Source organism: Cupriavidus sp. 01L415 (genome assembly GCF_056400065.1).
In genome coordinates, this window is record NZ_JBFTSP010000003.1 from 440864 (window position 1) to 466112 (window position 25249).

Annotated in this window: 21 protein-coding genes; 11 read left to right on the forward strand and 10 right to left on the reverse strand. The window is 62.7% G+C overall.

What is annotated here, in order from left to right; all coding sequences use genetic code 11:
* The first annotated feature begins 55 nt into the window (after positions 1-55).
* Entirely contained in the window at positions 56-1126 is a 1071-nt protein-coding gene (locus tag AC1DOX_RS09795) for a porin (RefSeq protein WP_441616178.1), read from the forward strand.
* Between the two features lie 136 nt (positions 1127-1262).
* On the opposite strand, the gene AC1DOX_RS09800 is transcribed toward AC1DOX_RS09795, so the two are convergent.
* Positions 1263-4103, reverse strand: coding sequence for a TIR domain-containing protein (locus AC1DOX_RS09800; RefSeq protein WP_441616176.1), 2841 nt, complete (start codon positions 4101-4103; stop codon positions 1263-1265).
* Positions 4104-4425: 322 nt separating this feature from the next.
* The gene (locus AC1DOX_RS09805; RefSeq protein WP_477114005.1) at positions 4426-5055 is read right to left on the reverse strand and encodes a GntR family transcriptional regulator; all 630 of its coding nucleotides are present in this window, start codon (positions 5053-5055) and stop codon (positions 4426-4428) included.
* 147 nt (positions 5056-5202) lie between these two features.
* Here AC1DOX_RS09805 and AC1DOX_RS09810 point away from each other — a divergent pair, with 147 nt between their 5' ends.
* Positions 5203-6084, forward strand: coding sequence for a PhzF family phenazine biosynthesis protein (locus AC1DOX_RS09810; protein WP_441616174.1), 882 nt, complete (start codon positions 5203-5205; stop codon positions 6082-6084).
* Positions 6085-6548: 464 nt separating this feature from the next.
* On the opposite strand, the gene AC1DOX_RS09815 is transcribed toward AC1DOX_RS09810, so the two are convergent.
* Positions 6549-6851, reverse strand: a complete 303-nt coding sequence (locus AC1DOX_RS09815) for a hypothetical protein (protein ID WP_092136949.1) — start codon at positions 6849-6851, stop codon at positions 6549-6551.
* Positions 6852-7124: 273 nt separating this feature from the next.
* On the opposite strand from AC1DOX_RS09815, the gene AC1DOX_RS09820 reads away from it, so the two are divergent.
* Positions 7125-8804, forward strand: a complete 1680-nt coding sequence (locus tag AC1DOX_RS09820; RefSeq protein WP_441616171.1) for an ABC-F family ATP-binding cassette domain-containing protein — start codon at positions 7125-7127, stop codon at positions 8802-8804.
* A 151-nt stretch (positions 8805-8955) separates the two neighbouring features.
* On the opposite strand, the gene katG is transcribed toward AC1DOX_RS09820, so the two are convergent.
* Positions 8956-11136 (reverse strand): catalase/peroxidase HPI, encoded by a 2181-nt coding sequence (gene katG, locus AC1DOX_RS09825; RefSeq protein WP_441616169.1) that lies wholly within the window; start codon positions 11134-11136, stop codon positions 8956-8958.
* A 271-nt stretch (positions 11137-11407) separates the two neighbouring features.
* Here katG and AC1DOX_RS09830 point away from each other — a divergent pair, with 271 nt between their 5' ends.
* Entirely contained in the window at positions 11408-11881 is a 474-nt protein-coding gene (locus tag AC1DOX_RS09830) for an aminoacyl-tRNA deacylase (RefSeq protein WP_441616167.1), read from the forward strand.
* Between the two features lie 129 nt (positions 11882-12010).
* Here the strand turns inward: AC1DOX_RS09830 and AC1DOX_RS09835 are convergent, their stop codons facing one another.
* Positions 12011-12904, reverse strand: a complete 894-nt coding sequence (locus tag AC1DOX_RS09835; RefSeq protein WP_441616879.1) for an AraC family transcriptional regulator — start codon at positions 12902-12904, stop codon at positions 12011-12013.
* 281 nt (positions 12905-13185) lie between these two features.
* Here AC1DOX_RS09835 and AC1DOX_RS09840 point away from each other — a divergent pair, with 281 nt between their 5' ends.
* The 6 genes from AC1DOX_RS09840 to AC1DOX_RS09865 all read left to right on the forward strand — a co-directional run bounded on the left by AC1DOX_RS09840 (position 13186) and on the right by AC1DOX_RS09865 (position 19219).
* Entirely contained in the window at positions 13186-13926 is a 741-nt protein-coding gene (locus tag AC1DOX_RS09840) for an SDR family oxidoreductase (protein WP_441616165.1), read from the forward strand.
* 41 nt (positions 13927-13967) lie between these two features.
* Positions 13968-14729 carry an SDR family NAD(P)-dependent oxidoreductase gene (locus tag AC1DOX_RS09845; RefSeq protein ID WP_441616163.1) on the forward strand — a complete coding sequence of 254 codons (762 nt, stop codon included), beginning with the start codon at positions 13968-13970 and terminating at the stop codon, positions 14727-14729.
* A 50-nt stretch (positions 14730-14779) separates the two neighbouring features.
* Complete coding sequence (locus AC1DOX_RS09850; RefSeq protein WP_441616161.1) at positions 14780-15628, forward strand: SDR family oxidoreductase; 849 nt, start codon at positions 14780-14782, stop codon at positions 15626-15628.
* 386 nt (positions 15629-16014) lie between these two features.
* Positions 16015-17355: an SLC13 family permease gene (locus AC1DOX_RS09855; RefSeq protein ID WP_441616159.1), complete on the forward strand. Its 1341-nt coding sequence runs from the start codon at positions 16015-16017 to the stop codon at positions 17353-17355.
* A gap of 506 nt (positions 17356-17861) precedes the next feature.
* Positions 17862-18341: a YbhB/YbcL family Raf kinase inhibitor-like protein gene (locus AC1DOX_RS09860; RefSeq protein ID WP_441616157.1), complete on the forward strand. Its 480-nt coding sequence runs from the start codon at positions 17862-17864 to the stop codon at positions 18339-18341.
* Positions 18342-18412: 71 nt separating this feature from the next.
* Entirely contained in the window at positions 18413-19219 is an 807-nt protein-coding gene (locus AC1DOX_RS09865; protein ID WP_441616155.1) for an alpha/beta hydrolase, read from the forward strand.
* A 79-nt stretch (positions 19220-19298) separates the two neighbouring features.
* On the opposite strand, the gene AC1DOX_RS09870 is transcribed toward AC1DOX_RS09865, so the two are convergent.
* From AC1DOX_RS09870 to AC1DOX_RS09890, 5 genes are all read right to left on the reverse strand, one after another.
* The gene (locus tag AC1DOX_RS09870) at positions 19299-20315 is read right to left on the reverse strand and encodes an ABC transporter substrate-binding protein (protein ID WP_441616153.1); all 1017 of its coding nucleotides are present in this window, start codon (positions 20313-20315) and stop codon (positions 19299-19301) included.
* Positions 20316-20569: 254 nt separating this feature from the next.
* Positions 20570-21874, reverse strand: a complete 1305-nt coding sequence (locus AC1DOX_RS09875) for an NAD(P)/FAD-dependent oxidoreductase (protein ID WP_441616151.1) — start codon at positions 21872-21874, stop codon at positions 20570-20572.
* Complete coding sequence (locus tag AC1DOX_RS09880; protein WP_441616149.1) at positions 21874-22629, reverse strand: amino acid ABC transporter ATP-binding protein; 756 nt, start codon at positions 22627-22629, stop codon at positions 21874-21876. Before AC1DOX_RS09880 ends, AC1DOX_RS09875 begins: the two co-directional genes overlap by 1 nt.
* Complete coding sequence (locus AC1DOX_RS09885; RefSeq protein ID WP_441616147.1) at positions 22626-23297, reverse strand: amino acid ABC transporter permease; 672 nt, start codon at positions 23295-23297, stop codon at positions 22626-22628. Before AC1DOX_RS09885 ends, AC1DOX_RS09880 begins: the two co-directional genes overlap by 4 nt.
* Before the next feature lie 5 nt (positions 23298-23302).
* Positions 23303-24070 (reverse strand): ABC transporter substrate-binding protein, encoded by a 768-nt coding sequence (locus tag AC1DOX_RS09890; RefSeq protein WP_441616145.1) that lies wholly within the window; start codon positions 24068-24070, stop codon positions 23303-23305.
* Positions 24071-24259: 189 nt separating this feature from the next.
* Between AC1DOX_RS09890 and AC1DOX_RS09895 the strand changes: the two genes are divergently transcribed.
* The gene (locus tag AC1DOX_RS09895) at positions 24260-25072 is read left to right on the forward strand and encodes an IclR family transcriptional regulator (RefSeq protein WP_441616143.1); all 813 of its coding nucleotides are present in this window, start codon (positions 24260-24262) and stop codon (positions 25070-25072) included.
* Positions 25073-25249 lie beyond the last annotated feature (177 nt).

The window sequence follows — 25249 nt, forward strand, 5'->3', positions numbered from 1 at the left end:
CACCGCAGCGTTCTCAGCAAACTCAACAACGTTCCTAAAAAAGAAGGAGGAGACCATGCATCAATTGAACCGATCCCTTGCCGCCACAGCGCTGGCGGCAGGGCTGATTCAGCCTGCGTTGGCGCAATCGAGCGTCACGCTCTATGGCCAGGTGGACGCCTTTGTCGGCTCCACGAAAGCCTCGGGTGGAGACCGTGCAGCGATCCTGGGGGCTGGCGGCATGCAGACTTCCTATTGGGGCATGCGCGGATCCGAGGATCTGGGCAGCGGCCTGAAGGCAATCTTCGACCTGAATGGCTACTATCGCGTCGACACCGGGCGCTTCGGCCGATCCGACGCTGACGGATTCCTGACGCGCAGTTCCTACGTGGGACTGCAATCCTCGGGCTACGGTACGGTCAGGCTGGGGCGAAACACAACGCCGTACTTTCTTTCGACGATCCTGTTCAATCCGCTGGTCGACTCCTACAACTTCGGGCCTTCCATCTTCCAGACGTACAAGACGGCCACTGATGGACGTGTATTCGATCCCGGCATCATTGGTGACTCGGGTTGGTCGAACTCCGTTGTGTACTCATCGCCAAACTTTGGCGGCCTGACGGTAAACCTGATCTATGCGTTTGGCGAGCAGCCTGGAAGCACGGGACAAAACAAGTTTGGCGGCAATGTGACCTACTTCAACGGGGCGTTTGCGGCAACGGCGGCGGTCCAGCAGGCCAAGTTCAATATCGTCCCTGGCGATGTCACCGCTCCACCCGCGGCATTGGCCGGCTTCGACAAGCAGACGGCCGCCCAGTTTGGCCTGAGCTACGACTTTGGCGTCGCCAAGGTATTTGGGCAGGCCCAGTACATTCGTACGGCTGTCAATGGCGCACAAGGCGATATCCGCCATGCCAATGGGCAGGCTGGTGTTTTGGTCCCGATGGGCGCGGGCAACGTGCTGGCTTCATATGCCTATGCCAATACGCGCAATGACACGGCCGCGATGGGCCGGCATACGGCGGCGATTGCCTACGACTACAACGTGTCCAAGCGGACCGATCTGTATGCCGCGTACTTCTATGACCGCGTGACCGGTCAATCGCACGCCGAGACCTTTGGCGCCGGGATGCGGCATCGATTCTAGGCACGCCGCATTTGCAGGGGCGAGACTGGCGGGAGAGCACGTCGGTCTCGCCTGCGTTCCCCCATGTACGTGATTCGGCTACTGCATGCGTTGGATCCGCGGGGCCGGACGTTCCACCGAGATTCCACTACACCCCTTATTTGGCGAGCCTGGGACACAATTCGATGTAGGGCGTGCTCCCGACATATCGCTCCCAGTTATCCTGCGAGATTCTTTCCGGCAGTCGCGCACAGGCGTCCTCGATCAGATCCCGAGGACGAAGCAGCCATCGCCCCAGGTTTCCATTCTCAAGCACGGCAGCCAGGTACCGGCCGCCGGGACTGAAAGCGAAGGAGCGCACGCCTGCGGACGCCCTGAGCTGTGCGACTTCGATCTGGCCGCCCACATCCCAGATCCGTATGAATCCCCCGGTCTCCACTGCAAGGTAGCGTTCGTCCGCGCTGAACGTGCAGCGCCGGTTCTTGCCAGGATCGTCCAGAATCGCGATGTCCTGTCCTGACGCCGTTTCGCGCACCCGGATCCCTGATACGCCCGCATTGATGGCGACGCGGCCGCCGCCTTTGCTCAGACCGCAGACGTTCGCAGCAAAGCCGCCTCGATCCTGCCCGACTGGCGTCGCGGCATGCGCCATCGCCGGCAGCGTCCACGACTCCAGGCTGAGCGGTTCCCCAATTCGCCTCGCCTCGCTCCGTGTAATGGCGACGACACGCCGTGGATCGATGGCAAGCGAACCGGCGCTTGAATCGAGCGGTTCGGGCAGCGGCGCCGACGGCAGCTCATGCAGGGACGCCCCGCTCCAGACCTGGAGTACCTTGCCCCGGGTAGCCGCGGCCAGGTAGCCCGCATCCGCGCTCAGGGCGAGCGCTGCCACGACGTCAGTCGAGGTGACGCTGGCGCGCTCGCGGCCGGTCGCGACATCGACGAGCCGAACCCGATTGTCGGACGCGAGCGCCAGCGCGCTACCATCCCCGCTGAATTGCAGGACGACGGCCGATCCCAGCGGCGTGGTGGACAGGACTCGCGCGCCGGACACCTCCACGCGCTGCAGCGCAAGTCCTTCGCCCGAACGCGCGACGACGTGCAGTTGTCTTTCGTCGGCCGAGAAAGCGACCTCGACTGCACCGGTGAGTGAGTCGAATTGCCTTTCATCGCCACAGCCCGACGGGAACTCGAAGATGGCGACACGATTGGCGGCGCCGAGGGCCAATCTGCGTCCAGCGGCGGCGAACGCAACCACGGGGTCGGTCGTCCCGGCGAGCGTCTGCGTGACCTCGCACTGGTGCTCGCTGTCAAACACGCGCACCAGAGACGCGCTGCCATGCTCCGCGGCCAGGGCCACATAGCGACCACCGGGCGCGACGGCGATCAGGTGGGATGCCTCCGGCGCGGGCAGGTCGTAGACCCTCGACCAATCGGAAACGGCCCAGACGCCAATGCGGTTTGGGTTCTCGCCGTAGGAGATCGCCAGATACCGGCCATCGGGGCTAAAGAGTGGCCGTCCAGCCAGCGGCGCATCGGCCGCCAGAGAGCGCAAGGGTAACGGGTCGCCCTTGCTCAGTCGCTCGACCGACCAGATCAAGGGTTCGTAGTCCTTGCCGAGGGCTGCGAGGTAGGCACCGTCGGGACTGAACACCGGGCCGAAAATCGACGGCAGCTTCACGATCTCCCGCGCATCGTGCCCATCAGACAGCAGTTGCCAGAGTGTCGACACGGGCGGCTCGTAGCTGTTCTTGTCGGGAAGCCACTTCTCCTGCGTCACGAGCGCATAGGTAGCGCCAGACGCAAGCGCAACGTCCACAGCGTCCGTCGATTCCCTGATGCGCACCTTGAGCGCGTGGCTGCGGGCCTCACGCACGGCAACCGGACCTTCGGGATGCTTCGGCTCGATCGTCGCCAGGGCGCCGCCGTCAGGACTGAGCACGACGGCGTTGGCCGTGGCCGTGCCCTTCCCTCCCCCGACGGGTTTCGAGTCGTCCAGGCGCCAGATAACGCTGGCCGACATCGCTTTGCTGGCGGCGACGAGCTCGGCTCCGCCACGGAATGCGAGGGCGTCGATACGCAAGGCATCGTCGCCTCCAAGCTGCGCAATGCGCTGTGGCAGACGCGCCACCGCGGCTCGGAGCACCCGGTCGGCTTCGACTGACCGTTCACCCACGGCATCGACGCGTCGCAACGCCTCCGCGGCCAACTGCACACCGAGGTGCAATCGACTTGCATCGTCTGAATACTCGAGGGGGGCGTCCTGTACGCGCTCGGCGACCGCAGCCAGGCGGCGTGAAACAGCGACCGCTTCCTGACGGCCTGATTCCTTGCGCTGAAGCAGGAACAGGGTGCCCAGCACAGCCGAAGCGATCAAGGCCACGCCGACACCAGAGAGCAGGAAGGTTCGCCGCCTGACCGCCAGGCGGCGACTCTCGATGACGTAGCGCGTCTGTAGCTCGGTGGGCGGTGGAGACTTCGTCGGACCTTCGGTGAGCCATTGCTCGGCCGCCTTCAGGTCGGCGCCCCGCAATGCAAGACTGGGTTCGCGCGCCTTTCGATCCCACTCGGCCGCGCGTACCAGCAGTCGTGTGTGTGCCTTTACCCAGTCCAGATCGGTATCGACTGCGGACAGCAGCGTCTGCAAGGCCCTGTCGAAATCGTCACCAGTGAAGAACACCCAGTTCAGCCGGGCCAGCGCCGGTGGCGTCTCGCTCGGATTGACCTCCTGGCAGACGAGCGGGATCAACCGCTTGTTCTGGGCGAGAGCATACTCAAGCTCCTGAAGGCAGACCGCGCTCTTGATTGAATCCGGACTCAACACGAACGCGACGGCCTCGGCCGCGTCGATCGCCGCGTGGATTTCGTTCATCCAGTCGGCCGTCGGCGGGATCCCCTCCCAGTCAACCCAGGTTTCGCGGCCGTGCGCAACCATGCCCTCGTGCAGGCGACGGACGAAGTCGGTGTTACGACGCGAATAGGAAATGAAGACTGACATCGTCACCAAGGTCCGCCGCTGTTCGCAACGCGTCGCCTAGGCGGACATCGCGGCGTCAGTCTCATCGCAGGCGCTCCCGCTACGTTGCATTCTTCTTACGTACTTGCCCGGGACGCACGTGAGGGCGGTCCGGGCAATGCAAGCAGCGTAGAGGACCGCCAGCAAAGTGCAACTGCGCGCCGTTTCAGTCTGATCTGCACGGCATTTTCAGGCTCGACGCCCGCTTGCCGCGCCAGGGCGGACACCGGATTCCCGTTCGCGCGCCGCCGGAGCGTTCACAACGACCAACACACAGGAAGTGACTCGGTCAGCACGCACAGGGTCACCGATGTAGCAACGGGTAGATGTTGAAGTACGACGGCGCTTCGATGCCGACGTAGTCGACCGCCTGCGTGACCGCACGCAGCGCAAGGTGGAGAGCCTCCATCGCGCCATGTGTCAACACAATGCAGTCCGCCGTGAGATCCATCCCCAGCCGCGAGCTGCGCTGGGCGATCTGTTCGCGCAAAAGCAGCGAGCCAGGCGGCAGCGCGTAGGTGGCGACAATTTCGCCATGTCTGCACAGGACTGAGCTGGTGATGCGCGCCAAGCGCTCGCCCGGATAGAACCTCTTGCCGCGCGGGCCGGCGAATGCCAAATCGATGTGGCCAGGCTGCTGCTGGGCCTGTAGTACGGAGGTCATAAGATCCACCTGTGCGGGGCTCATGACGTCCTTGGCGATTCGGCGGAATGCGAATTCGGGCTCCGCCAGCTCGCTACGCACGTAGAAGCCCGACTGGGGTCGGGCAGCGATTAGCCCACGATCCTCCAGCAACCGATAGGCCGCGTTCACCGTATTGAGGCTGAGCTTGCGCTGCGCGGCGCATTCGCGCAGAGACAGCAAGCTGGAGCCAGCAGGCAGGCGTCCGGACCGGATCGCGGCAGTTAATTCGTCTGCCAGCGCTTCATACAGGCTCCCTGCGGTCCCGCTTGATCAATCCTAATATTTCGGCATTGTTGGCGGAGCGCGGACCGCAGGCATCTGGGCCAGTATTGCTGTCGACGTTTGCGCGAGTCACTGGGCATCACACTCGGACCCCATTTTTTGGAAAGCAGACCCATGTCCACTGTTCCCTTCAAGCAAGTCGACGTTTTCACCAGCACCCCTTACCGCGGCAACCCCGTAGCCGTCGTCCTGGAAGCCCAGGAATTGACTTCGGACGAGATGCAGCGCATAGCCAACTGGACGAATCTTTCCGAGACGACCTTCGTGCTGCCGCCAACGCAGGCCGGCGCAGACTACCGCGTGCGCATCTTCACGCCACAATCCGAACTGCCGTTCGCAGGTCACCCCACACTGGGTACAGCCCACGCTCTCATCGAAGCACGCAAGATCGCGCCCAGGGACGGCAAGCTGATCCAGGAGTGCGGTGCCGGCCTGATCGAGTTGACCGTCACGATGTGTGAAGGCGCCAGCCCGGTCATTGCCTTCAACCTGCCCGAGCCCCGCCTGATGCCGATGGTCCCCGCCCAGGTCGATGAGATGGAATCCATCCTCGGCGCGCCCGTGCTGCGTGAGCACACGCCAAAGTTCGTCAATGTGGGACCGGTCTGGACGATTGTGCAGCTCGCGAGTGCACAGGCCGTCCTGGACCTGCGACCGGACTTCGCCCGGATGGCCGAGTTCGATAGGCGCAATCAGTCCATCGGCATCGTAGTGTATGGAGCCTATGGCGCAGGCTCTGGGGCAGCCATCGAGGTACGTGCGTTTGCGCCCAGCGTTGGCGTGAACGAAGACCCAGTGTGCGGCAGCGGCAACGGCTCCGTGGCTGCGTTCATTCGCGACGCCGGTCAGATCGAGACGTTTGGTTCCACTTATGTGGCTACGCAAGGCGCCGCCGTGGGCCGCGCAGGCAAGTTGATCGTGAACTTCGAGGGGGATCGTGTCATCCGCGTCGGTGGACAGTCGGTCACGTGCATCAACGGCACGCTCACTGCGTGATCAGTCTTCGGCGGCATTCAGTTGCCTTTCAGTTGCCTGTCCCTTAGCCGCGTTCCAATGACGAAAGGATCTCGTTACGGCACGCCTCCAGGATTTCATCGGTCAGTGGAACATCGTCCGGGCACGCCCGCGACGATATCAGCACAACCGGATTCAGGTTGACCTATTCGCCGGCTGCCCTAAAATTACAGTGCTGACTGAGACACGCTCTCGTAAAGCGAAGGTAGGTCAGCGAATCGATCATGTTTCCCGGATAGTTTGCTGGTTGAAGCGTGATCGTGCAGGCCACATATGCCTGCAGGTCCGAGCCGGATCATAAATTGCTGACCCGGTTCGGACGCCCCCCATGGCTGGAAGCGCCGAGCACCTGTAGAAGGTGCTTTTTTGTTGGGGCATTAACGGACGACGTCGACCGCTCGCCTCGCAGCCTCCGCACGTAAGCGATTCCGTCAGAACATAAGCTCCTAGATATCGGGAGCGAGGAGCAGTCCGCTTTTCACTGTGTGGATCAGTGCAAGGCGATCTTCGACTGCCTTGCGCAGGACTTCTCGTCCCCTGAACGGATCCGTCAGGTAGCTGGCGTACTGACTTGCCCGAATCTGCACCTTAAGGCTCATCATCGGCGATCCGACCTCCGGCCATGTCACCATGAACGCCGGATGGCTGTCTGCGCATTCAACGAAAGCCGTGTCAGGAGACGCAAAACAGCAGTCAGCGCCCTGAGCCAGGAACTGGAGATCCTTGTCCTTGAACTCGTAAGTTGCCATGTGTTTCTCCCATCACGCGGAGGATCGTGGCGTGGACGTCATCAGCGCGAGCAGCCGCAACACCTGCTCATTCCCATGTTAATACGTTTGAAGTCCTTCCGACGCCGGCTATTGCTGGCGATGGCAGTTATCGGCCGCAGGTTGGGGCCACTGCGGCCTTGTGGCCGGCGACCGCCGCAAAGCGCAAGCGGCTTTTCACGCGTGCGGCCAGAAAAGAGACAGCCCCGCACGTCCGGTCGGCTATCATGCCAATCCCCTCCGAAGTAGCTCCCTATGATTTCCATCCGTAATGTCACGCTGCGTCGCGGCGTCAATGTCGTACTCGACCGCGCGTCCGTTACCTTCAACCCCGGCGAAAAGATTGGCCTTGTCGGCCGCAATGGCGCCGGCAAGTCGTCCTTCTTCGCCCTTCTCAACGGCACGCTGCACGAAGACAGCGGCGAGTTCTCGATTCCCGCTGCATGGAAGATGGGCCAGGTCGCGCAGGAGATGCCGGAGACCGCGCAGAGCGCGACGGACTTCGTAGTCGAGGGTGACACTGTGCTGTTGGCCGCGCAGGCCGAAGTAGCCGCCGCCGAGGCCAGCGACGACGGCATGCGCATGGCGCACGCCTACATGGCCCTGCACGACGCCGGTGCACACGATGCCCCCGCGCGTGCCCAGGCGCTGATCCTGGGCTTGGGATTCACTGCAGCGCAGCTTGACCAGCCGGTCAACAGCTTCTCCGGCGGCTGGCGCATGCGACTGCAACTGGCGCGCGCGCTCATGTGCCCGTCCGACCTGCTGCTGCTCGACGAACCGACCAATCACCTCGACCTCGACGCGCTGGTCTGGCTGGAAGCCTGGCTCAAGCGCTATCAAGGAACCCTGGTGGTGATCAGCCACGACCGCGAATTCCTCGACGCGGTGACGCAGGTGACGGTGCACGTCGACAACGCCAAGCTCGTGCGTTATGGCGGCAACTACAGCAAGTTCGAGGACATGCGCGCCGAGCAGCTGGTATTGCAGCAGGCCGCGATGGCCAAGCAGGCGGACAAGATCGCCCACCTGCAGAAATTCATCGACCGTTTCAAGGCCAAGGCCTCGAAGGCGAAGCAGGCGCAGAGCCGGGTCAAGGCGCTCGAACGCATGGAGAAGATCGCACCGGTGCTTGCCGACGCAGAGTTCAACTTCGAGTTCAAGGAGCCGCTCAACGTCCCGAACCCGCTGTTGTCGATGCTGGACGCGAGCTTCGGCTACCCGGCGCCGACCGGCGCACTGCCGGGCACGCCGCCCACGGTCATCGTGCGGGGCATCAACCGTTCCGTGCTGGCCGGGCAGCGCATCGGCATTCTCGGTGCCAACGGCCAGGGCAAGTCCACGCTGGTGAAGACGGTGGCGCACGCGTTGGCGCCGATTGGCGGCGAAATCAGCGAAGGCAAAGGCCTGAATATCGGCTACTTCGCACAGCAGGAGCTCGACGTGCTGCGCCCGCTCGACACGCCGATGGAACACATGATCCGCCTTGCCAAGGACACGCCGGCGCACATGCGCGCCCCCGGCCAGAGTGGCACCGAACAATCGCTTCGCACCTTCCTCGGCACCTTCAACTTCAGCGGCGACATGGTCCACCAGGCGGTTAGCACGATGAGCGGCGGCGAGAAGGCGCGGCTCGTGTTGTGCATGATCGTGTGGCAGCGCCCCAACCTGCTGTTGCTCGACGAGCCTACCAACCACCTCGACCTGTCCACCCGCGAAGCGCTAGGCATGGCGCTCAACGAATTCGAAGGCACAGTGATGCTGGTCAGCCACGACCGGGCCCTACTGCGCGCCGTATGTGACGAGTTCTGGCTGGTCACCAAGGGCGGCGTCGAGCCCTTCGACGGCGATCTGGACGATTACCAGCAGTTCCTGCGCGACGAAGCCCGTCGCATGCGCGAGCAGCCTGCCGAGGAGCAGAAGGTCATCGCCTGAAATGGCGGGACCCAGGCGTGAGCTTTACAGGATTCCGCGTGAAGGCCGCTATTGAGCGCCTCGTGACTGCTACGAACTTTGGCGCCATATAGCGCATTCTGGAGCCGGTCTTGCGACCGGCCCCATCGTTACTGCGGCCTTGCCTCTGATGTCACTTGAGGTCGAAGCGGTCCAGGTTCATCACCTTGTTCCACGCTGCCACAAAGTCCTGGACGAACTTCTCCTGCGCATCCGAGCCGCCATACACCTCGGAAACTGCCCGAAGCTCGGAGTTCGAGCCAAAGACCAGATCGACTCGCGTGCCGGTCCATCTCGGCGCACCTGTCTTGCGGTCGCATCCTTCGAACACGTCCTTTTCCTCCGACAGGGCTTTCCACTCCGTGCCCATGTCGAGCAGGTTCACGAAGAAGTCGTTGGTCAGCGTGCCGGGGCGTTTCGTGAAGACGCCGTGCTGAGACTTGCCGAAGTTGGCGTCCAGCACCCGCATGCCGCCCACCAGCACCGTCATCTCCGGCACCGTCAGCTTCAGCAGTTGCGCCTTGTCGACCAGCAACGCCTCGGACGGGATCGAGAACTTGCCTTGCAGGTAGTTACGGAACCCGTCCGCGACCGGTTCGAGCACGACCATGGCATCGAGGTCGGTCTTTTCCTGCGAGGTGTCCATGCGTCCCGGCGAGAACGGCACCGTGACATTGTGGCCGGCATTCTTCGCCGCTTGCTCGACCCCCGCGCACCCCGCCAGCACGATCAGGTCGGCCAGCGAGACTTTCTTGCCGCCGGACTGTGCCTTGTTGAACTCTCCCTGGATGCCCTCCAGCGTGGTCAGAACCTTCTTCAGTTCGGCAGGCTGGTTGACGTCCCAGTCCTTCTGCGGCGCAAGGCGGATGCGGGCGCCGTTGGCGCCGCCCCGCTTGTCCGATCCGCGGAACGTCGAGGCCGATGCCCACGCTGTCGATACCAGTTGCGGGATGGTCAGGCCCGAAGCCAGCACCTTGGCCTTGAGCGCTGCAACATCCTGTGCATCGATCAGCGGATGGTCGACCGGCGGGATGGGGTCCTGCCAGAGGAGTTCTTCCTTCGGGACTTCGGGGCCGAGATAACGTGCGCGCGGCCCCATGTCGCGGTGCGTCAGCTTGAACCACGCACGGGCAAATGCATCGGCCAGTTGCTCCGGATGCTCGTAGAACCGCCGCGATATCTTCTCGTAGACCGGGTCGAGCCGCAGCGAAAGGTCAGTCGTCAGCATGGACGGCGAACGACGCTTCGACGGATCGGCGGGATCTGGCACGGTGCCGGCGCCCGCGTCGCCCTTCGGCTTCCACTGATTCGCGCCGGCCGGGCTCTTCGTCAGCTCCCATTCATATTCGAACAGGTGTTTGAAGTAGTCGTTGCTCCACCGCGTCGGTGTGGTGGTCCAGATGACTTCCAGCCCGCTGGTGATGGTGTCTCCGCCCTTGCCCGTGGCGAAGCTGCTGCGCCAGCCGAGGCCCTGTTCCTCTAGGCCGCAAGCCTCAGGCTCGGCCCCCACGTGAGATGCCGGACCAGCGCCATGCGTCTTGCCGAAGGCGTGGCCGCCCGCGATCAGCGCAACGGTCTCTTCGTCGTCCATCGCCATGCGGCGGAAGGTCTCGCGAATATCTATGGCTGCCGCAAGGGGGTCCGGGTTGCCATTCGGGCCTTCCGGATTCACGTAGATCAACCCCATCTGCACTGCGGAAAGTGGATTTTCGAGGTTCCGGTTGCCGCTGTAACGCTTGTCGCCCAGCCACTTGTCTTCGTTCCCCCAGTAGACGGATTCGTCCGGCTCGTAGACGTCCTCTCGCCCGCCGGCGAACCCGAAGGTCTTGAATCCCATCGACTCCAGCGCGACGTTGCCGGTGAGGACGATGAGGTCGCCCCATGAGAGCTTTCGACCGTACTTTTGCTTGATCGGCCAGATCAATCTGCGCGCCTTGTCGAGACCGACGTTGTCAGGCCAACTATTGGTGGGTGCGAAGCGCTGCTGGCCTGCCCCCACGCCACCGCGCCCGTCGCCGATGCGGTAAGTACCTGCGGCATGCCATGCCATGCGGACGAACAACGGGCCGTAGTGACCGAAGTCCGCCGGCCACCAAGGCTGCGAGTCGGTCATCAGCGCCTCCAGATCCTTCTTCACGGCCGCCAGGTCCAGGCTGCTGAACTCCTTCGCGTAGTTGAACTCCTTGCCCATCGGATCTGACGGCGCGGAGTTCTGGCGCAGGATATGCAGATTAAGCCGCTCTGGCCACCACTCCTTCAGTGATCGGCCGGCGCCAGCGGGATGAAGAAACGGGCACTTCGCTTCGGTCGTCATGCGTGTCTCCTTGGTCGCTTGAACTCAACGTAACACCGCGCCGTAGCTCGTCGCCGTCAGTGGGGACTGGTCTTGGGGGACAGTGTTCGGATTTTCCAGACTGATTTGGACATCACAGTTGCAATACCATCCTAGAACGCGATTCCGCCCCGTTCCATTGATTCCAGCTATGACCGCCATTGAATTCGGGCCGACTCTGCCACTTGGGGAGGCGTCTATAGTTGTTTGCATTCGGACAACAGTCGCGATGAGCGCGTCGGAGGATGCAATCATGACCATGGCTACCACGCTGGCAAGATGCTTGCGCAACAAGCAGAGTCGGTTTGACACCGTGCGTCACCCCGGCAGCCCCAGCAGCATGGCTGCCGCGCGGGCGGAGCACGTTCCCGGAGACCGACTGGCCAAGACCGTCCTGCTGGAAGACAGCCGCGGCTATCTCACAGCCGTCATCCCTTCCACGCACCACCTGAAACTATCGGAGCTCCGCGAGCAGACCGGCCGCAAGCTTACGCTTGCGCATGAAAACGGCGTGCGCGAAGTGTTCAGGGACTGCAACCTCGGGGCAATCCCGCCGGTCGGCATGGCATACGGCACGCAGACCTGGCTGGACGACAGTCTGCTGACACACCCGGACGTCTACTTCGAAGCGGGCGACCACCAGGAACTGGTGCACATGAGCATCGAGCAATTCGTCGACTTGATGGCCGACGCACGGCGCGGGCATTTTGCGCACCGGGACATGTAGGGCCGGAACGCAAACGGAAGAATCTGCCTGCGGCGCCTTGCTCTCCGATTATCTGGGCGGCTCTCCTCCAGAGCCGCCCCAGCAGCAGCCACCTCGCACCGACCGCTTTCCTGGCCGCCTAGAGCGTGCCTACGTGCCGAAGCTGACCGCCGGCGATAGCGTGAACGACTCGCGCATGTCGCGCACTTCCTCGATTGGCGTCCGGCCAAACAGGCGCTTGAACTCCCGACTGAACTGGGACGCGCTTTCGTAGCCGACGCGTCCCGCCGCCGCCGCGGCGGTCACGCCGTCGCGGATCATCAGCAAGCGCGCCTGATGAAGGCGGGTGGACTTGATGTACTGGATCGGAGATGTCTGCGTCACCGTGCGAAAGTTGGCGTGAAACGCCGGCACGCTCATGCCGGCCTCCTCGGCAAGACGCGCGACGTTGAGTGGCGTCGCGTAGTCGGTGTGAATCCGCTTGAGTGCCCGCGCCACACGTCCAAACCGGCCGTGATGCGCAAGCGCGGCACGCATTGCCCCGCCTTGCTCCCCTGTCAGCACGCGATAGCAGATTTCTCGCACGATGCCCGGCCCCAGCACCTGCGCATCGAGCGGTGCCGTCAATGCTTCCAGCAACCGTATCGTGGCGCCGGCAAGGTCTCCCTCCAGCCGCGTGGATGCGATGCCGGTCGGGGGCGCTTCGGGATGATGCCCGTCGGCACCGATCTGCGTAATCAGCTCGCTAAGTTCGATCAGGTCCAGACGGATGGACACCGCAAGCATGGGCTCCTGCGGCGAGGCCTGCGTCTCCGTCGAGAACGGTAGCGGCACGGACAGCACGAGGTAGTGCTGCGCATCGTAGACATACACCTCGTTGCCCAGGAATCCGAGCTTGCGCCCCTGGCAAACAATCACGATGCTCGGCTCGTACAGCACAGGCGTGCGCCCCAGCGGGCGATCGGAACGCATCAGCCGCACGCTGTCGAGCGCGGACTGGGTGTAACCCTCGTTGGGCGCCAGTCTCTCAAGCAGACGGACCATCCGGGTGGAAGCAGAATTGCGGACGTTCGACACCGCTCTCTCCTTGTGTCGCGATGGACGCCATTCTAGCCCCCCAACATCCCGCGTACCACCGGAGTCAATAGGAATAGGCAATAACGGCATCGGTCCGTGTATTCGCCTCGGGGAGCGTCGTCTCTACCATTCATTCACCGGCCGACGAAACGTATCGCTTTCTTGCAGGCCGCAACCGGCAAGGCTTGTTCCGCTGGCAATCGCGGACCGAAGCCACCCAATCCGAACCGACAATAGGAGTATGCAAGATGGCAATCCCATCCAACGAGTCGAAGGTCATCCTGATCACCGGCGCCAGCAGCGGCATTGGCGAGGGCGCCGCCCGATCGCTCGCCGCGCAAGGCCATCAGCTTGTGATTGGCGCACGCCGCACCGACAGGCTCGTCGAGCTGACCGAATCGCTGCAGGCAGCTGGCGGTAGCGTCCGCTATCGCGCACTCGACGTCACCTCGGCGGATGACGTCGCCGCATTTGCGCGATTCGCACTCGATGCCTTCGGCCGCATCGACGTGCTCATCAACAATGCCGGCGTGATGCCGCTCTCGCCGCTGAACGCACTGAAGGTCAACGAGTGGAACCGGATGATCGACGTGAACATCCGTGGCGTACTGCATGGCATCGCTGCCGTCCTGCCAACGATGGAGCAGCAAGGCCAGGGTCAGATCATCAATATCTCGTCGATCGGTGGCCTGTCCGTGTCGCCGACCGCAGCCGTCTACTGCGCCACCAAGTTTGCCGTGCGCGCCATTTCCGATGGGCTGCGCCAGGAGACGGACAAGATCCGCGTGACGGTCATCTGCCCGGGCGTCGTGGAGTCCGAACTGGCCGACTCGATCTCCGACGACACCGCACGTTCGGCCATGCAGGAGTTCCGCCGCATCGCCATCACGCCCGATGCCATCGCCCGCGCGATCGCCTACGCCGTGGAGCAGCCGGCCGACGTGGACGTCAGCGAGATCGTCGTACGGCCCACGGCCAGCCCGTTCTGAATACCTGCCACGTATCACGCAATCCGATCACGGAGACCATCATGACATCACGCAATCCGGCAACCGGTGCCTTCTCGGGCAAGGTCGCCATCGTTACCGGCGCGGCCAGCGGCATCGGCCTGGCCACCACGGAACTACTGCATGCCGAGGGGGCGAACGTGATCGCCGTTGGACGCAGTGCCAACGTCGAAGCCCTGGCTCGCCCCGGCATCGTCCCCCTCGTCGCCGACGTGGCGCGCGAGGAAAGCGCAGTGCAAGCGGTATCGACGGCCATCGACCGGTTTGGCAAGCTCGACATCCTCGTCAACAACGCCGCGATCATCATCAACAAGCGCGTCGTGGATATGTCGCTCGAAGACTGGAACAGCATCCAGGCCGTCAATGCCACGGGCGCTTTCCTGTTCTCTCGCGAAGCGATGCGCGCGATGGTGCCGGCGAAGGCTGGCGCCATCGTCAACGTGGGCTCGTACGCGTGCTATCAGGCTTTCCCCCTGATCGCGGCCTACGCGGCCTCGAAGGGCGCGCTGGCGCAATTGACCCGGGCGTTGTCGCTCGAAGCCATCGAGCACGGCATTCGCGTCAATGCGGTGGGTTCCGGCGACGTCATCACCAACATCACCAACCACATCCATGCCGACGGCCAGGCGTTCCTGGCCGAACACGGCAAGAAGGCGCCCATCCGCCGCGCGGCCCAGCCAACGGAGATTGCAGAGGTGATTGCATTCCTGGCATCGGAGAAGGCCAGTTTCATCGTCGGCGCCGTCGTGATGGCCGACGGGGGCATGAGCGTCGCATTGCCCTGAAGACGTTGCCCGATTCAACTTCAACCCACAGCCCATTAAGGATCTTCATCATGAACGCAGCATCCCGTACCTGGTTTATCACCGGGGCATCGAAAGGCGTCGGCCAGAAACTCGTCAAGCATCTGCTTGAGCAAGGCCATCGCGTAGCCGCAACGTCGCGCACCGCAGCATCGCTGACGACGGCGTTCGGACAAGCATCCGACAGCTTCCTTCCGCTCGAGGTGGACCTGACCAATGACCAAAGTGTCCAGCGGGCCATCGAGAAAGCCGTGCAGACGTTCGGCGCCATCGACGTGGTCGTGAACAACGCAGGCTACGCGCAGCAAGGGACCGTCGAGGCATTGTCCGACGAAGAGCTTCGCCAGAATTTCGAGGTCAACTTCTTTGCGCCGATGATCGTGCTGCGCCATGCGCTGCCGCGTCTTCGCGGCCAGCGCAGCGGGCACATCATCAATATCGCCTCCATCGTCGGCTACCAGGGCGGATACGCGGGCTGGGGCAGCTACGTCGCGAGCAAGTTCGCGCTGGCGGGTCTGACCGAGTCGCTGGCCGCGGAAGTCGCCGAATTTGGTATTCGCGCCACAGTGGTTTATCCCGGTCCGGTCCGCACCGATTTCCTGTCGAGCGGTGCGCTGGCAGTGTCCAAGCGCCAGATTGACGAGTACACGGAGGCCAAGGCTTCGCTCGACTTGCATCTCGGCACGCTGCACGGCCACCAGGCTGGAGACCCTGACAAGCTGGCACTGCTGATCATCCAGGCCGTCAGTGTCGAATCGCCGCCGCTGCATCTATTTGCCGGCAAGATCGCCAACGAACTTGCGGCCGACAAGGCCAAGGCCGTCGCAAAGGACATCGAAGCATGGAAGGGGTCCTCCGAAGCCACCGATTTCGCCGATTGATCGAGGGGACTGCGGATGCCGCGACGTTACCGCCGGGGTGTCTCATCGGCGGCATCACACGCGCCCGCAGCCGCAGCGAAATAACCCCACTTCTTGAACAGCGGACCGGGCGTGCACCCGCGAAGGTCGGCGAACCGTTTCGCTGACCGGAATGTTCGCCGCAGCAACTTAATTGATACCTGCAGCCCGCATCCCTATCGTGTACCCATGAGAAAGCGCTCGCCCTGTTCACAACGGCGGCCATGATAACGATCTGGAGACATCCATATGACCCCCGCATCACGCCGCCGCGCGCCATAGCGCTCCCGCCCAGCAAGATTCACACCCTTCCGAAGTTCATCGATGGCGACAGCTTGCGAGAAAGCTGTCTGGCCAGGGAGCAGGTCATGTTGCAGCACATTGCTTCGATTTCAGTCCTCGGGCTGATGTTTGTGATCGCCACCGTCCTACCCGTGAATATGGGCGCGCTGGCGTTCGTGGGCGCGTTCCTGGTCGGTACCTTCCTGGGTGCAATGCCGGCCAAGACGATCCTGATGGGATTCCCTGCGGACCTGTTCCTGACGCTGGTGGGCATTACCTACCTGTTTGCCGTGGCGCAGAACAACGGGACCATCGACTGGCTCGTCAGGCTAGCCGTTCGCGCAGTAGGGGGACGCATCGCCGCGATACCGTGGATCATGTTCGGCATCGCCGCCTTATTGACCTCGGTCGGTGCAGTAAGTCCCGCCGCGGTGGCAATCATCGCGCCCATCGCGCTTGGCTTTGCTGCGCGATACAAGATCAACCCATTGATGATGGGGCTGATGGTCATACACGGTGCCCAGGGCGGTGGTTTCTCGCCGATCAGTATCTACGGCGGCATTACGAACAAGATCGTCGAGAAGGCCGGCTTACCGCTGAACGAAATGGCAACAGCATTCGCGAGCCTGGGCGTCAACCTGCTAGTAGCGCTTGGGCTCTTCATCGCATTCGGCGGATTGCGCCTGATGCGCGGATCGGAGCACCGACAGCCGGCGGTGGTCGGCAATGGCGTGGCCGCGATCGATCTTCCGTTCCAGGCGCGTACGACGACCGGAGGCGCGGGGGGAACTGCGATACCAGCCGCCGACGGCGCCCGCGTGGAAGCGGAGCAATCCGGCACGCCCTATCAATACCTGACCGTACTTGGCCTGGTTGCACTGTCCGTGCTGACGCTGTACCTGAAACTCGATATCGGTTTTGTCTCGCTGTCGATTGCCGTGTTGCTGACATTGGTATCACCGAACCTGCAAAAGGCTGCACTGACCCAGGTGTCGTGGCCGGAAATCATGCTGATCGTCGGCGTCAGCACTTATGTGGGCGTGATGGAGAAGATGGGCACCATCTCTTTTGTCGGCCATAGCGTTGCAGGCATGACCTCACCAATGATGGCGGCACTTCTGCTCTGCTTCGTGGGAGCCGTGATTTCAGCATTCGCTTCGTCGACCGCAGTGCTTGGGTCGCTGATTCCCCTGGCTGTGCCATTCCTCCAGCAAGGCTCGGACGTCAGCGCCATCGGGTTCATCGCCGCCATGGCCGTGTCATCAACCATTGTCGATGTCAGCCCATTCTCGACCAACGGCGCGCTGGTCCTCGCCAATGCTCAGGGTGTAGACCGTCACGCCTTCTTCAGGAAACTGATGGTATATGGCGCGCTGGTAACGATTGTGGCGCCTGTCGTGCTGTGGTTCTCGTTCGTGGTGCTTTGATTTGCGATTCCACTGATGCCATGACTCTTACTCATACCCAAATCCGGCTTGCCTCCCTTCTGGACGCCGGTTATCAACTGACGATCACCCGGTCGGCCATCGATGCCAAGCCTGTGCAAGTCGACGTGGTTCGGCCGGGATCGCAGGAAGTCGCAGGGCATGTACCGTGGCGGCACATCCACGAACTGCTGCGCATAAGAAGAGTGGTGTTCGATACGGGGGATGTCGCGACAGCGACAGCCATCGTGGCACCCTTGAGAGCAGACCCGAAGGACAGCAGTGTTCAGTAGCGAGCCGAGGATCTACGTCTCAACCGCTAACGCGGAGCGGCCGCTGGGTAGTCAGTCTGCACGGTCCCTTGCGCAGGGGAGGAATCCGCACTAAGTTGAAACAGCCGTCATGCGCCGGCGGAGGCAAATATGGTGCGATTGGCACTTCTACCGAGGTTGCCGGCCTTTGCGGCCATGCTGTTCGGACCAGCGCTACTTGCCCAGCAGAGTCCATCAATGCCGCTCATACTGACATCCCCCGCGTTTGCCCAGGGCGGGGAGATTCCCACTGTGCACACATGCGAAGGCTCGGATGTGTCACCTCCACTGGCGTGGTCAGGAATGCCCCCCGCCACTGCCAGCCTGGCCTTGATTGTCGATGATCCGGACGCGCCGGACCCGGCGTCACCGCAAATGACATGGGTCCATTGGGTCGTGTACAACCTGCCGCCGCAGGTCGGCTCGCTTGCGCAGGGTGTGAGCCGGCATGGTTTGCCGCCCAGCGCTCGGGAAGGTCTCAACGACTGGCACCGCGCCAACTACGGAGGGCCGTGTCCGCCGATTGGCCGGCACCGGTATTTCCACAAGCTGTACGCCCTGGACGTCGTGCTGCCGGATCTTGGCAAGCCGGACAAGGCGGCGCTGGAACAGGCGATGCGGGGACACGTACTGGCGCATGCCGAACTGATCGGGACCTACCAGAAGCATGGGCGCTGACATCGTCGCGCACTCGGCCCGCGAATCCGCTTCGACCGTGTGACGGAGATCGATGGATCGGGCTCGAGACGATGAAGTTCACCGGCTTCCTACCAGCTCTCTTCACCGTCTGTCTGATCGTGATGGCAGTCATCGCAGGATTCGCCATTTTTCAGGATCGCTTCATCTATTTCCCGGAAAAGGCTGCAATCGGGAGCCTGACCGGTGGCGGGCTTCGCGCGTGGCCGACAGCCGAGACGTTCCGGGGCCTCGTGGCCGAGCCCCCCGGCGGGGCGCGCGGCACGGCCATCGTCTTTCACGGCAATGCGGGACACGCCGGACATCGCTCGCCCTATGCCACGGTACTTACCCGGCTGGGGCTACGTGTGATCCTTGCCGAATATCCAGGCTATGGACCACGTGACGGCGCGCCGGGAGAAGAGAGTCTGGTGACCGACGCACAACAGACGATCGCGCTTGCGCATCGCCTCTATGGCACGCCGCTGCTTCTCATCGGTGAATCGCTCGGGGCCGGCGTGGCGGCTTCGGCGGGCTCCCGTGAACGCGACAAGATCGACGGCTTGCTGCTCATCACGCCATGGGATCAGCTCGACCACGTTGCCGCATACCACTACCCGTGGTTGCCGGTGAAGTGGCTGATGCGGGACAGATACGACAGCATCTCTCACCTGGCATCGATCGACTGCCCGGTTCTTGTCGTGGTGGCGCAACGAGACAGCATCGTGCCCGCCCAATTTGGCAAGACGCTATACAACGCGCTGCCCGGTCCGAAGCAACTGATGGTCGTGAAGTCGGCAGAGCACAACGACTGGATTAGCCACGTCGACGATGCCTGGTGGCAGGAAGCGGTTGAGATCCTGTTTGCGCCGTCCCATTAGGTGACAGCGGCTCTCGCGAATGCCGGGCTTGCAGGCTTGTGGGTACCCGCCGACCTTTTGGGAGCCGGCGGTTCCGGCTTCATTTGATGACGAGGTCGGCGCGGGATATCAGCTCGCCAGGAAGGGTCAGTCCCAGTTCGCCAGCAGTCTTGAGGTTGATGGACAGTTCACGTTGAGAGATGACGGCAAAAGGCGTCTCCGCAGGCCTCGCGCCCTTGAGTATCTTGTCGATAATGCCCGGCAGCGGCGGGAAGCTCGCGGTAAAGCTTGTGCCATAGCTCAGCAGGCAGCCCGAATCCGAGGCGCCTCCCCAGAACATCGTCGGCAAACGCTGCTTCGTAGCGAGTTCGGCAATGCGCTTGCGATCCCGAATGGTGGCGGGAACTTCAAGCACCACCAAGGCCTCGGCGCCTTCGGCGGTCATTGCCCTGAAGGCAGTCTCGAGATCGGGCTTTGGGCCACGGATTTTCAGGACCTGAGGCGTGAGGCCCGCTGCGCGAGCGGCGGCCACGTTGGATCGCTCGATAGGGGCCAGTCCGCTGCCGTCAGCGCCGGGAATATCCGAATCGCTAAGAATCGCAACACGTGCGAGTTTCGGGAGAATCGCCTTGAGTATGGCCAACTGCCGGCTCGCGAGCTCGGGGTCGTTGTTTGTCGCCCCGGTGACGTTGCTGCCAGGCCGCTCCAGCGTTGCCGCGACGCCAATCGCCACCGGATCAGCGACGAGAGCGGCCACGATCGGGACTGTCGTGGTCGCCCTTCGGGCGGCATTGGTTGACGGGCCGCCGAAGGTGGCAATGACATCGACGCCCATGCCGACCAGTTCGACAGCAAGGCCAGGCAGACGATCGAGCTGCCCGTCGGGAAACCTGGCTTCATAGACGACGCTCTTGCCTTCGAGATATCCGAGCTGCGCCAGACCGGAGCGAAGCCCTTCGACTTGCGGGTTGGGCTTCCCTTCGACACTCGCCCCCCCGTTCACAAGGACGCCAACCCGGAAGACCCTGCTTGCCTGCTGTGAGTGCGACACACCTTCGGCCAGAGTCAGCCCCACGGTTAGCGCCGCAGCACCCGCCAGCATGGTTCGCCGCTCCATAGCAACTCCTCCCGCCCACCAGGGGTCGATTTCTCAGAATGCCGATGAAGGAGCTTAGGTGAACGGGATGATCTCCAACCGATGATCTGTGGCCTGGCACACACAGCTACGAGCACGATTGCGGGGATGGCAAATGACCACTCTGGGGTCGGGTACGGCCCTCTGCCCTTCAAGCGCCGCTATTCACTCTCGATTTGTTGATGCGTTTTGCGCCCCTGCGTGCTCCTGAACATCGAAGGTAATGCATCCGGACGTCAGCCAAAGCGGTCCAGCAGGCTGTACCACGCCACGCCTGCCGCGATATAGAACCGCTGAAGCTGGTGCATGGGAATCGGGGTGATAGGCGAGATCGGATACGGAAACTCATCGCTCCGGCTCGTCAGTCGCAAGGCAAGATGCTTTCCAAAGCTCGTACACAACGCGATGCCCCGCCCGTTACAACCGACAGCCACGGTCACACCCGGCGCCGGTTCATGGATATGTGGCATGAAATCGCGGGTAACGGCAATCCTTCCGCCCCAGCGATATGCATAATCCAGCGGGCCGAGTTGCGGGAACAGCAGCTCCAGCGAGCGTTCGAGATGGGCGAAGTCTTGCGGGCCACGCGGGTCTGAGAAAAAGCCACGTCCGCCCATCAGCAGTCGCCCTTCGCTGTCCTTGCGGAAATACAGCAGCAGACGCTGCGAAGTCGATGCGGTTTCTCCGCGCGCCAGGATGGCATCGGCTGCCGACGACTTCAAGGGTTGCGTCGCAACGATAAAACTGTTGGCCGTCAGCAGCGTGCTTTGTAGCCCAGGCCAGAGTGGTCCCGTGTATCCGTTGGTGGCGATCACCACGCGCTCGGCCGTAACCGTCGCGCCGGTGGAAAGCCTTGCGATCCATTTCCCGTTGCCCTGCGATCCTTGGGGCGTCAGCGCTACCACCGCAGTGCCACCGTGGACAGCTGCGCCGGCGCGCTGGGCTGCCATCACCAGTCCGCGCGTGTATGACAAGGGCTGGATGGCGCCCGCGCGCCCGTCAAGCCACCCTCCAACGAACGCCTCGGTGCCCACGCGGCGGGCCACGGCGTCGCGGTCGAGCACTTCAACCGTCACCCCCCTCCGCTCCCACTGCCGGGCGCGTGCATGCATGCCGGCGACCGCTTTTTGCGCATAGGCAAGTTGCAGCCAGCCGCTGCGCACAGGCTGGCAATCGATGCGGTGCTGGGAAATCAGGTCGAAGACGAGGTCCGCCGAGCGCGAGATCGCATCGATCAGCGGCTCGGCACGTTGCTCGCCGAGCAATCGAACCAGGTCGTCAGGATCGTGCTTGAGGGTGGGGTTGACCTGGCCGCCATTGCGGCCCGATGCGCCCCAACCGGGCTCGTGACTGTCGACGACGCAGACGGATGTGCCACGTTCGGCGAGGTGCAGCGCCGTGGAAAGCCCGGTGAAACCGGCACCGATCACAAGCACATCGACACTGGCGGATTCCATCAGTGCCGGGGTGGGCGACGCCTCGATCGCGGTCGCCGCCCAGAGCGATGGGGGAAACGTGCCTGGCGCGGAGTTCGTCGTCATCACGCAAAACCTCCCGCCGCTTCCGCGGGCTTGTGCAGAACGCGGCGCAGGAAGTCCTGCGTCCGTGCGTGCCGGGGAGAGCCAAGTACTTGCGCGGCAGGGCCCTCCTCGACGATCTTTCCGCCGTGCAGGAAGCAGACCCGGTCCGCCACTTCGCGCGCGAAGCCCATCTCGTGCGTAACGACGATCATGGTCATTCCTTCACGCGCCAGGCTGCGCATGACTTCGAGCACATCGCCGACCAACTCGGGGTCCAATGCCGACGTCGGTTCATCGAACAACATGGCTTCGGGCTGCATCGCGAGCGCGCGCGCGATCGCAACGCGTTGCTGCTGGCCACCCGACAACTGTGCCGGGTGGGCCGACGCCTTGGCTGCCAGCCCCACCTTGTCGAGCAATGCCATCGCCCGTTCGCGCGCTGCGCCCCGGTCTTCGCCGCGCACGTAGATGGGCCCCTCCATCACGTTCTCCAGCGCCGTGCGATGGGGAAACAGATTGAAGCGCTGGAAGACCATGCCCATGCGGCTGCGCAGGCGGTGGATATCGCGGCTGTTGCAATCCACACGCTCACCAAACGCGCGGATCTCTCCGCCGTCGTACGATTCCAACCCATTGATGCAACGAAGGACCGTAGATTTTCCCGACCCTGACGGACCAATCAGGCAGACCACTTCGCCGGCGTCCACGTGCAGGTCCACACCGTGCAATACCTGATGGTCGCCAAACCGCTTCTGAAGGTTCTCGATATCGATCATGGTCGCCTCCTTCCGGCTCCAAAGCGGAACTCCACGCGACGCAACATGTACACGAGCGGCAAGCTCATCAGCAGGTACAGCAGCGCCACCAGCGTGTAGACGGTCATGTTCTGGAACGTCGACGATGCAATCAGTTGGCCGGCGCGGGTCATCTCGGCCACGGTTATCGTCGACACCAGCGACGAGTCCTTCAACATCATGACGAGCGTATTGCCATACGGCGGCAGCGCGATGCGGAATGCCTGCGGAAGAATGACCCGACGCAGAATCAGCGAACCGCGCATGCCCATGGCTTGTGCGGCTTCACGCTGCCCGGGGTCGACGGCTTCAATGCCGGCGCGGAAGTTCTCGGCCTGGTACGCCGAGTATGCGATGCCAAGCCCGATGACGCCGGCCTGGAACGCCGTCAGATGAATGCCAACATCGGGCAACACAAAGTAGATGTAGAAAAGCTGCACGATGATCGGCAGGCCGCGAATCACGTTGACGATGGTCGAACCGACCGTCGATAGCACGCGTACCGGGGAGAGCTTCATCAACGCCAGCCCCAGCCCCAGCACACTACTCAACAGGAACGACAGCACGGTAACTTCCACCGTGACCACCGCTCCCTTGAGCAGAATGGGCAGGAATTCGCGGGCGTTCTCGAGGAAAGTCGCAGCTTCCATCGCCCTTACATGCCCCACTTCTGGACGATTTTCGCCAGCGTGCCGTCGGCCTTGATAGCCGCGATAGCCTTGTTCACGCGGGCCAGGGTCTCGGTATCGCCCTTGCGCACCACGAGGCACACATCGCCGACGTTGACAGGCTTGTAGCTGTCCACAAGCTTCACGCCGGGAAACGCGTTCTGGCGAATCTGATAGGCGATGAGCGGTTGATCGCCCAGCCCTGCCTTGATGCGGCCCAGCGACAGGTCCCGCGACATATCGGCAATCGAGTCATAGCTGCGGACTTCCTTGAAAATGCCCTTCTTGTTAAGCATGTCCAGGAACACCGTCCCGACTTGCGCACCGACGACCTCACCCTTGAGTTCGTCGAGCGTCGTGTACGACTTGGCATCATCGGACTTGACCATCAGCCCCTCGCCATACGAATAGACCGGTTCGCTGAACGCAACCACCTGCTGGCGTGCCGGCGTCTTGAGCATGGCCGCCGAGATGATGTCGATCTTGCTCGATGTCAGCGACGGAATCAGGGCCGAGAACGCGGTCTGCTGCACGTTGACCTGGAAGCCTCCCGCCTTGCCCACCGCGGTGACCGTATCGACCATCATCCCCTGGATGCTGTTCGTCTTGACGTCGAGGAAGGTGAAAGGGACTCCCGTTGCGGTCGCGCCAACGTTGTAGGTAGTCGGTGCACTGCCTTGGGCCCAGGCGAACGAAACTGTGCCAGCCAGGCACAGAACCAGTGCCGTGCGGCGGAAACGATTGACGACGGACATACGAACACTCCTTGGCAAGGGGTCTTGAGAGGCGCGCCTTGTTGCGCGGCTTCGTACCTACGCAACCTGCATGCCAATATTCGATGAACATCCATCATTTTTTAATCCATAGAAACCAGCAGTTGCACCACATGAATCGATATGCGATTCTTTAAGCCACTCAGTGGGGCTTGAATCGCAGGAAAAGTGATGCCTAAAACTCAAAACGAGACGGCGACCGAGACAGAAGCGCAGACGAACCAGCTCTTCAATCAGTCGCTGGAAAAAGGGCTGGCCGTACTGGCCGCGTTCAGTGCATCGCGGCGCACGATGACGATTGCGGAAATCGCGGAGGTGGCCGGCATCAACAAGAGTTCGGCCCAGCGAATGGTTTTCACGCTCGAACAACTCGGGTACCTGCGCAAGCATCCGCAGACGCGCCGATATCAGCTCACGCTGCAAGTGATGAAGGTGGGCTACAACTATCTGGCTGCCGACCCGCTGATCGACGTGGCCAACCCTTTCCTTTCCGAGCTGACCAAGGTCACCTCCGAAACCACGTGCCTTACGGAGCCCGACGGCGACGAGATGGTCTACCTGGCGCGCTTTGTCAGCGCGCACTTCGTCCCCGTACACATGCCGATCGGCAGTCGTATCCCCGTGTACTGCACCGCATCTGGCCGGGCCTACTTGAGTGCCCTGCCGGAAGGCGAGGCACGAACGCTTATTGAGCAATCTTCGAGAATTGCGCACACGCCGTTCACGCTGACATCGGTAGACGATGTCATGGCCGAGCTTCAGAAAGCGCGGCTGCGCGGCTATGCGATCAACTCTGAAGAGCTCTTCCTGGGCGACATGACGATCGCCTCGCCAGTGATGGGCGGCAAAGGCAGGCCGCTGGGTGCCATCCATGTCGTAGCGCCCACGGCCCGCTGGACCATCGAAGACATGGAGCGGCGGCTCGGGCCACCGTTACTGCAATGCGCACGGGCCATCAGCAGTTCCGTACGCACTCTTGGCTGAGACGGCGGAGGGATAAGTAGTATCTGGAGTGTTGCATCGACGAGTTGAATCCACGGTCGTACTGAGACGCTCCCCTCATTTAGAAATCAACGTCTGGCCAGGCCGCGCTGCCGCGTCATGGCCAGCGAACTAGCGATGTATGGCGCACATTGTCACCTGCAAGCATGTGCCGGCTGG

Coding starts and splice junctions, on each gene's coding strand:
- AC1DOX_RS09795 (WP_441616178.1), top strand. CDS start 56: ATGCATCAATTGAACCGATCCCTTGCCGCCACAGCGCTGGCGGCAGGG.
- AC1DOX_RS09800 (WP_441616176.1), bottom strand. CDS start 4,103: ATGTCAGTCTTCATTTCCTATTCGCGTCGTAACACCGACTTCGTCCGT.
- AC1DOX_RS09810 (WP_441616174.1), top strand. CDS start 5,203: ATGTCCACTGTTCCCTTCAAGCAAGTCGACGTTTTCACCAGCACCCCT.
- AC1DOX_RS09815 (WP_092136949.1), bottom strand. CDS start 6,851: ATGGCAACTTACGAGTTCAAGGACAAGGATCTCCAGTTCCTGGCTCAG.
- AC1DOX_RS09820 (WP_441616171.1), top strand. CDS start 7,125: ATGATTTCCATCCGTAATGTCACGCTGCGTCGCGGCGTCAATGTCGTA.
- katG (WP_441616169.1), bottom strand. CDS start 11,136: ATGACGACCGAAGCGAAGTGCCCGTTTCTTCATCCCGCTGGCGCCGGC.
- AC1DOX_RS09830 (WP_441616167.1), top strand. CDS start 11,408: ATGACCATGGCTACCACGCTGGCAAGATGCTTGCGCAACAAGCAGAGT.
- AC1DOX_RS09835 (WP_441616879.1), bottom strand. CDS start 12,904: ATGGTCCGTCTGCTTGAGAGACTGGCGCCCAACGAGGGTTACACCCAG.
- AC1DOX_RS09840 (WP_441616165.1), top strand. CDS start 13,186: ATGGCAATCCCATCCAACGAGTCGAAGGTCATCCTGATCACCGGCGCC.
- AC1DOX_RS09845 (WP_441616163.1), top strand. CDS start 13,968: ATGACATCACGCAATCCGGCAACCGGTGCCTTCTCGGGCAAGGTCGCC.
- AC1DOX_RS09850 (WP_441616161.1), top strand. CDS start 14,780: ATGAACGCAGCATCCCGTACCTGGTTTATCACCGGGGCATCGAAAGGC.
- AC1DOX_RS09855 (WP_441616159.1), top strand. CDS start 16,015: ATGTTGCAGCACATTGCTTCGATTTCAGTCCTCGGGCTGATGTTTGTG.
- AC1DOX_RS09860 (WP_441616157.1), top strand. CDS start 17,862: ATGCCGCTCATACTGACATCCCCCGCGTTTGCCCAGGGCGGGGAGATT.
- AC1DOX_RS09865 (WP_441616155.1), top strand. CDS start 18,413: ATGAAGTTCACCGGCTTCCTACCAGCTCTCTTCACCGTCTGTCTGATC.
- AC1DOX_RS09870 (WP_441616153.1), bottom strand. CDS start 20,315: ATGGAGCGGCGAACCATGCTGGCGGGTGCTGCGGCGCTAACCGTGGGG.
- AC1DOX_RS09875 (WP_441616151.1), bottom strand. CDS start 21,874: ATGACGACGAACTCCGCGCCAGGCACGTTTCCCCCATCGCTCTGGGCG.
- AC1DOX_RS09880 (WP_441616149.1), bottom strand. CDS start 22,629: ATGATCGATATCGAGAACCTTCAGAAGCGGTTTGGCGACCATCAGGTA.
- AC1DOX_RS09885 (WP_441616147.1), bottom strand. CDS start 23,297: ATGGAAGCTGCGACTTTCCTCGAGAACGCCCGCGAATTCCTGCCCATT.
- AC1DOX_RS09890 (WP_441616145.1), bottom strand. CDS start 24,070: ATGTCCGTCGTCAATCGTTTCCGCCGCACGGCACTGGTTCTGTGCCTG.
- AC1DOX_RS09895 (WP_441616143.1), top strand. CDS start 24,260: ATGCCTAAAACTCAAAACGAGACGGCGACCGAGACAGAAGCGCAGACG.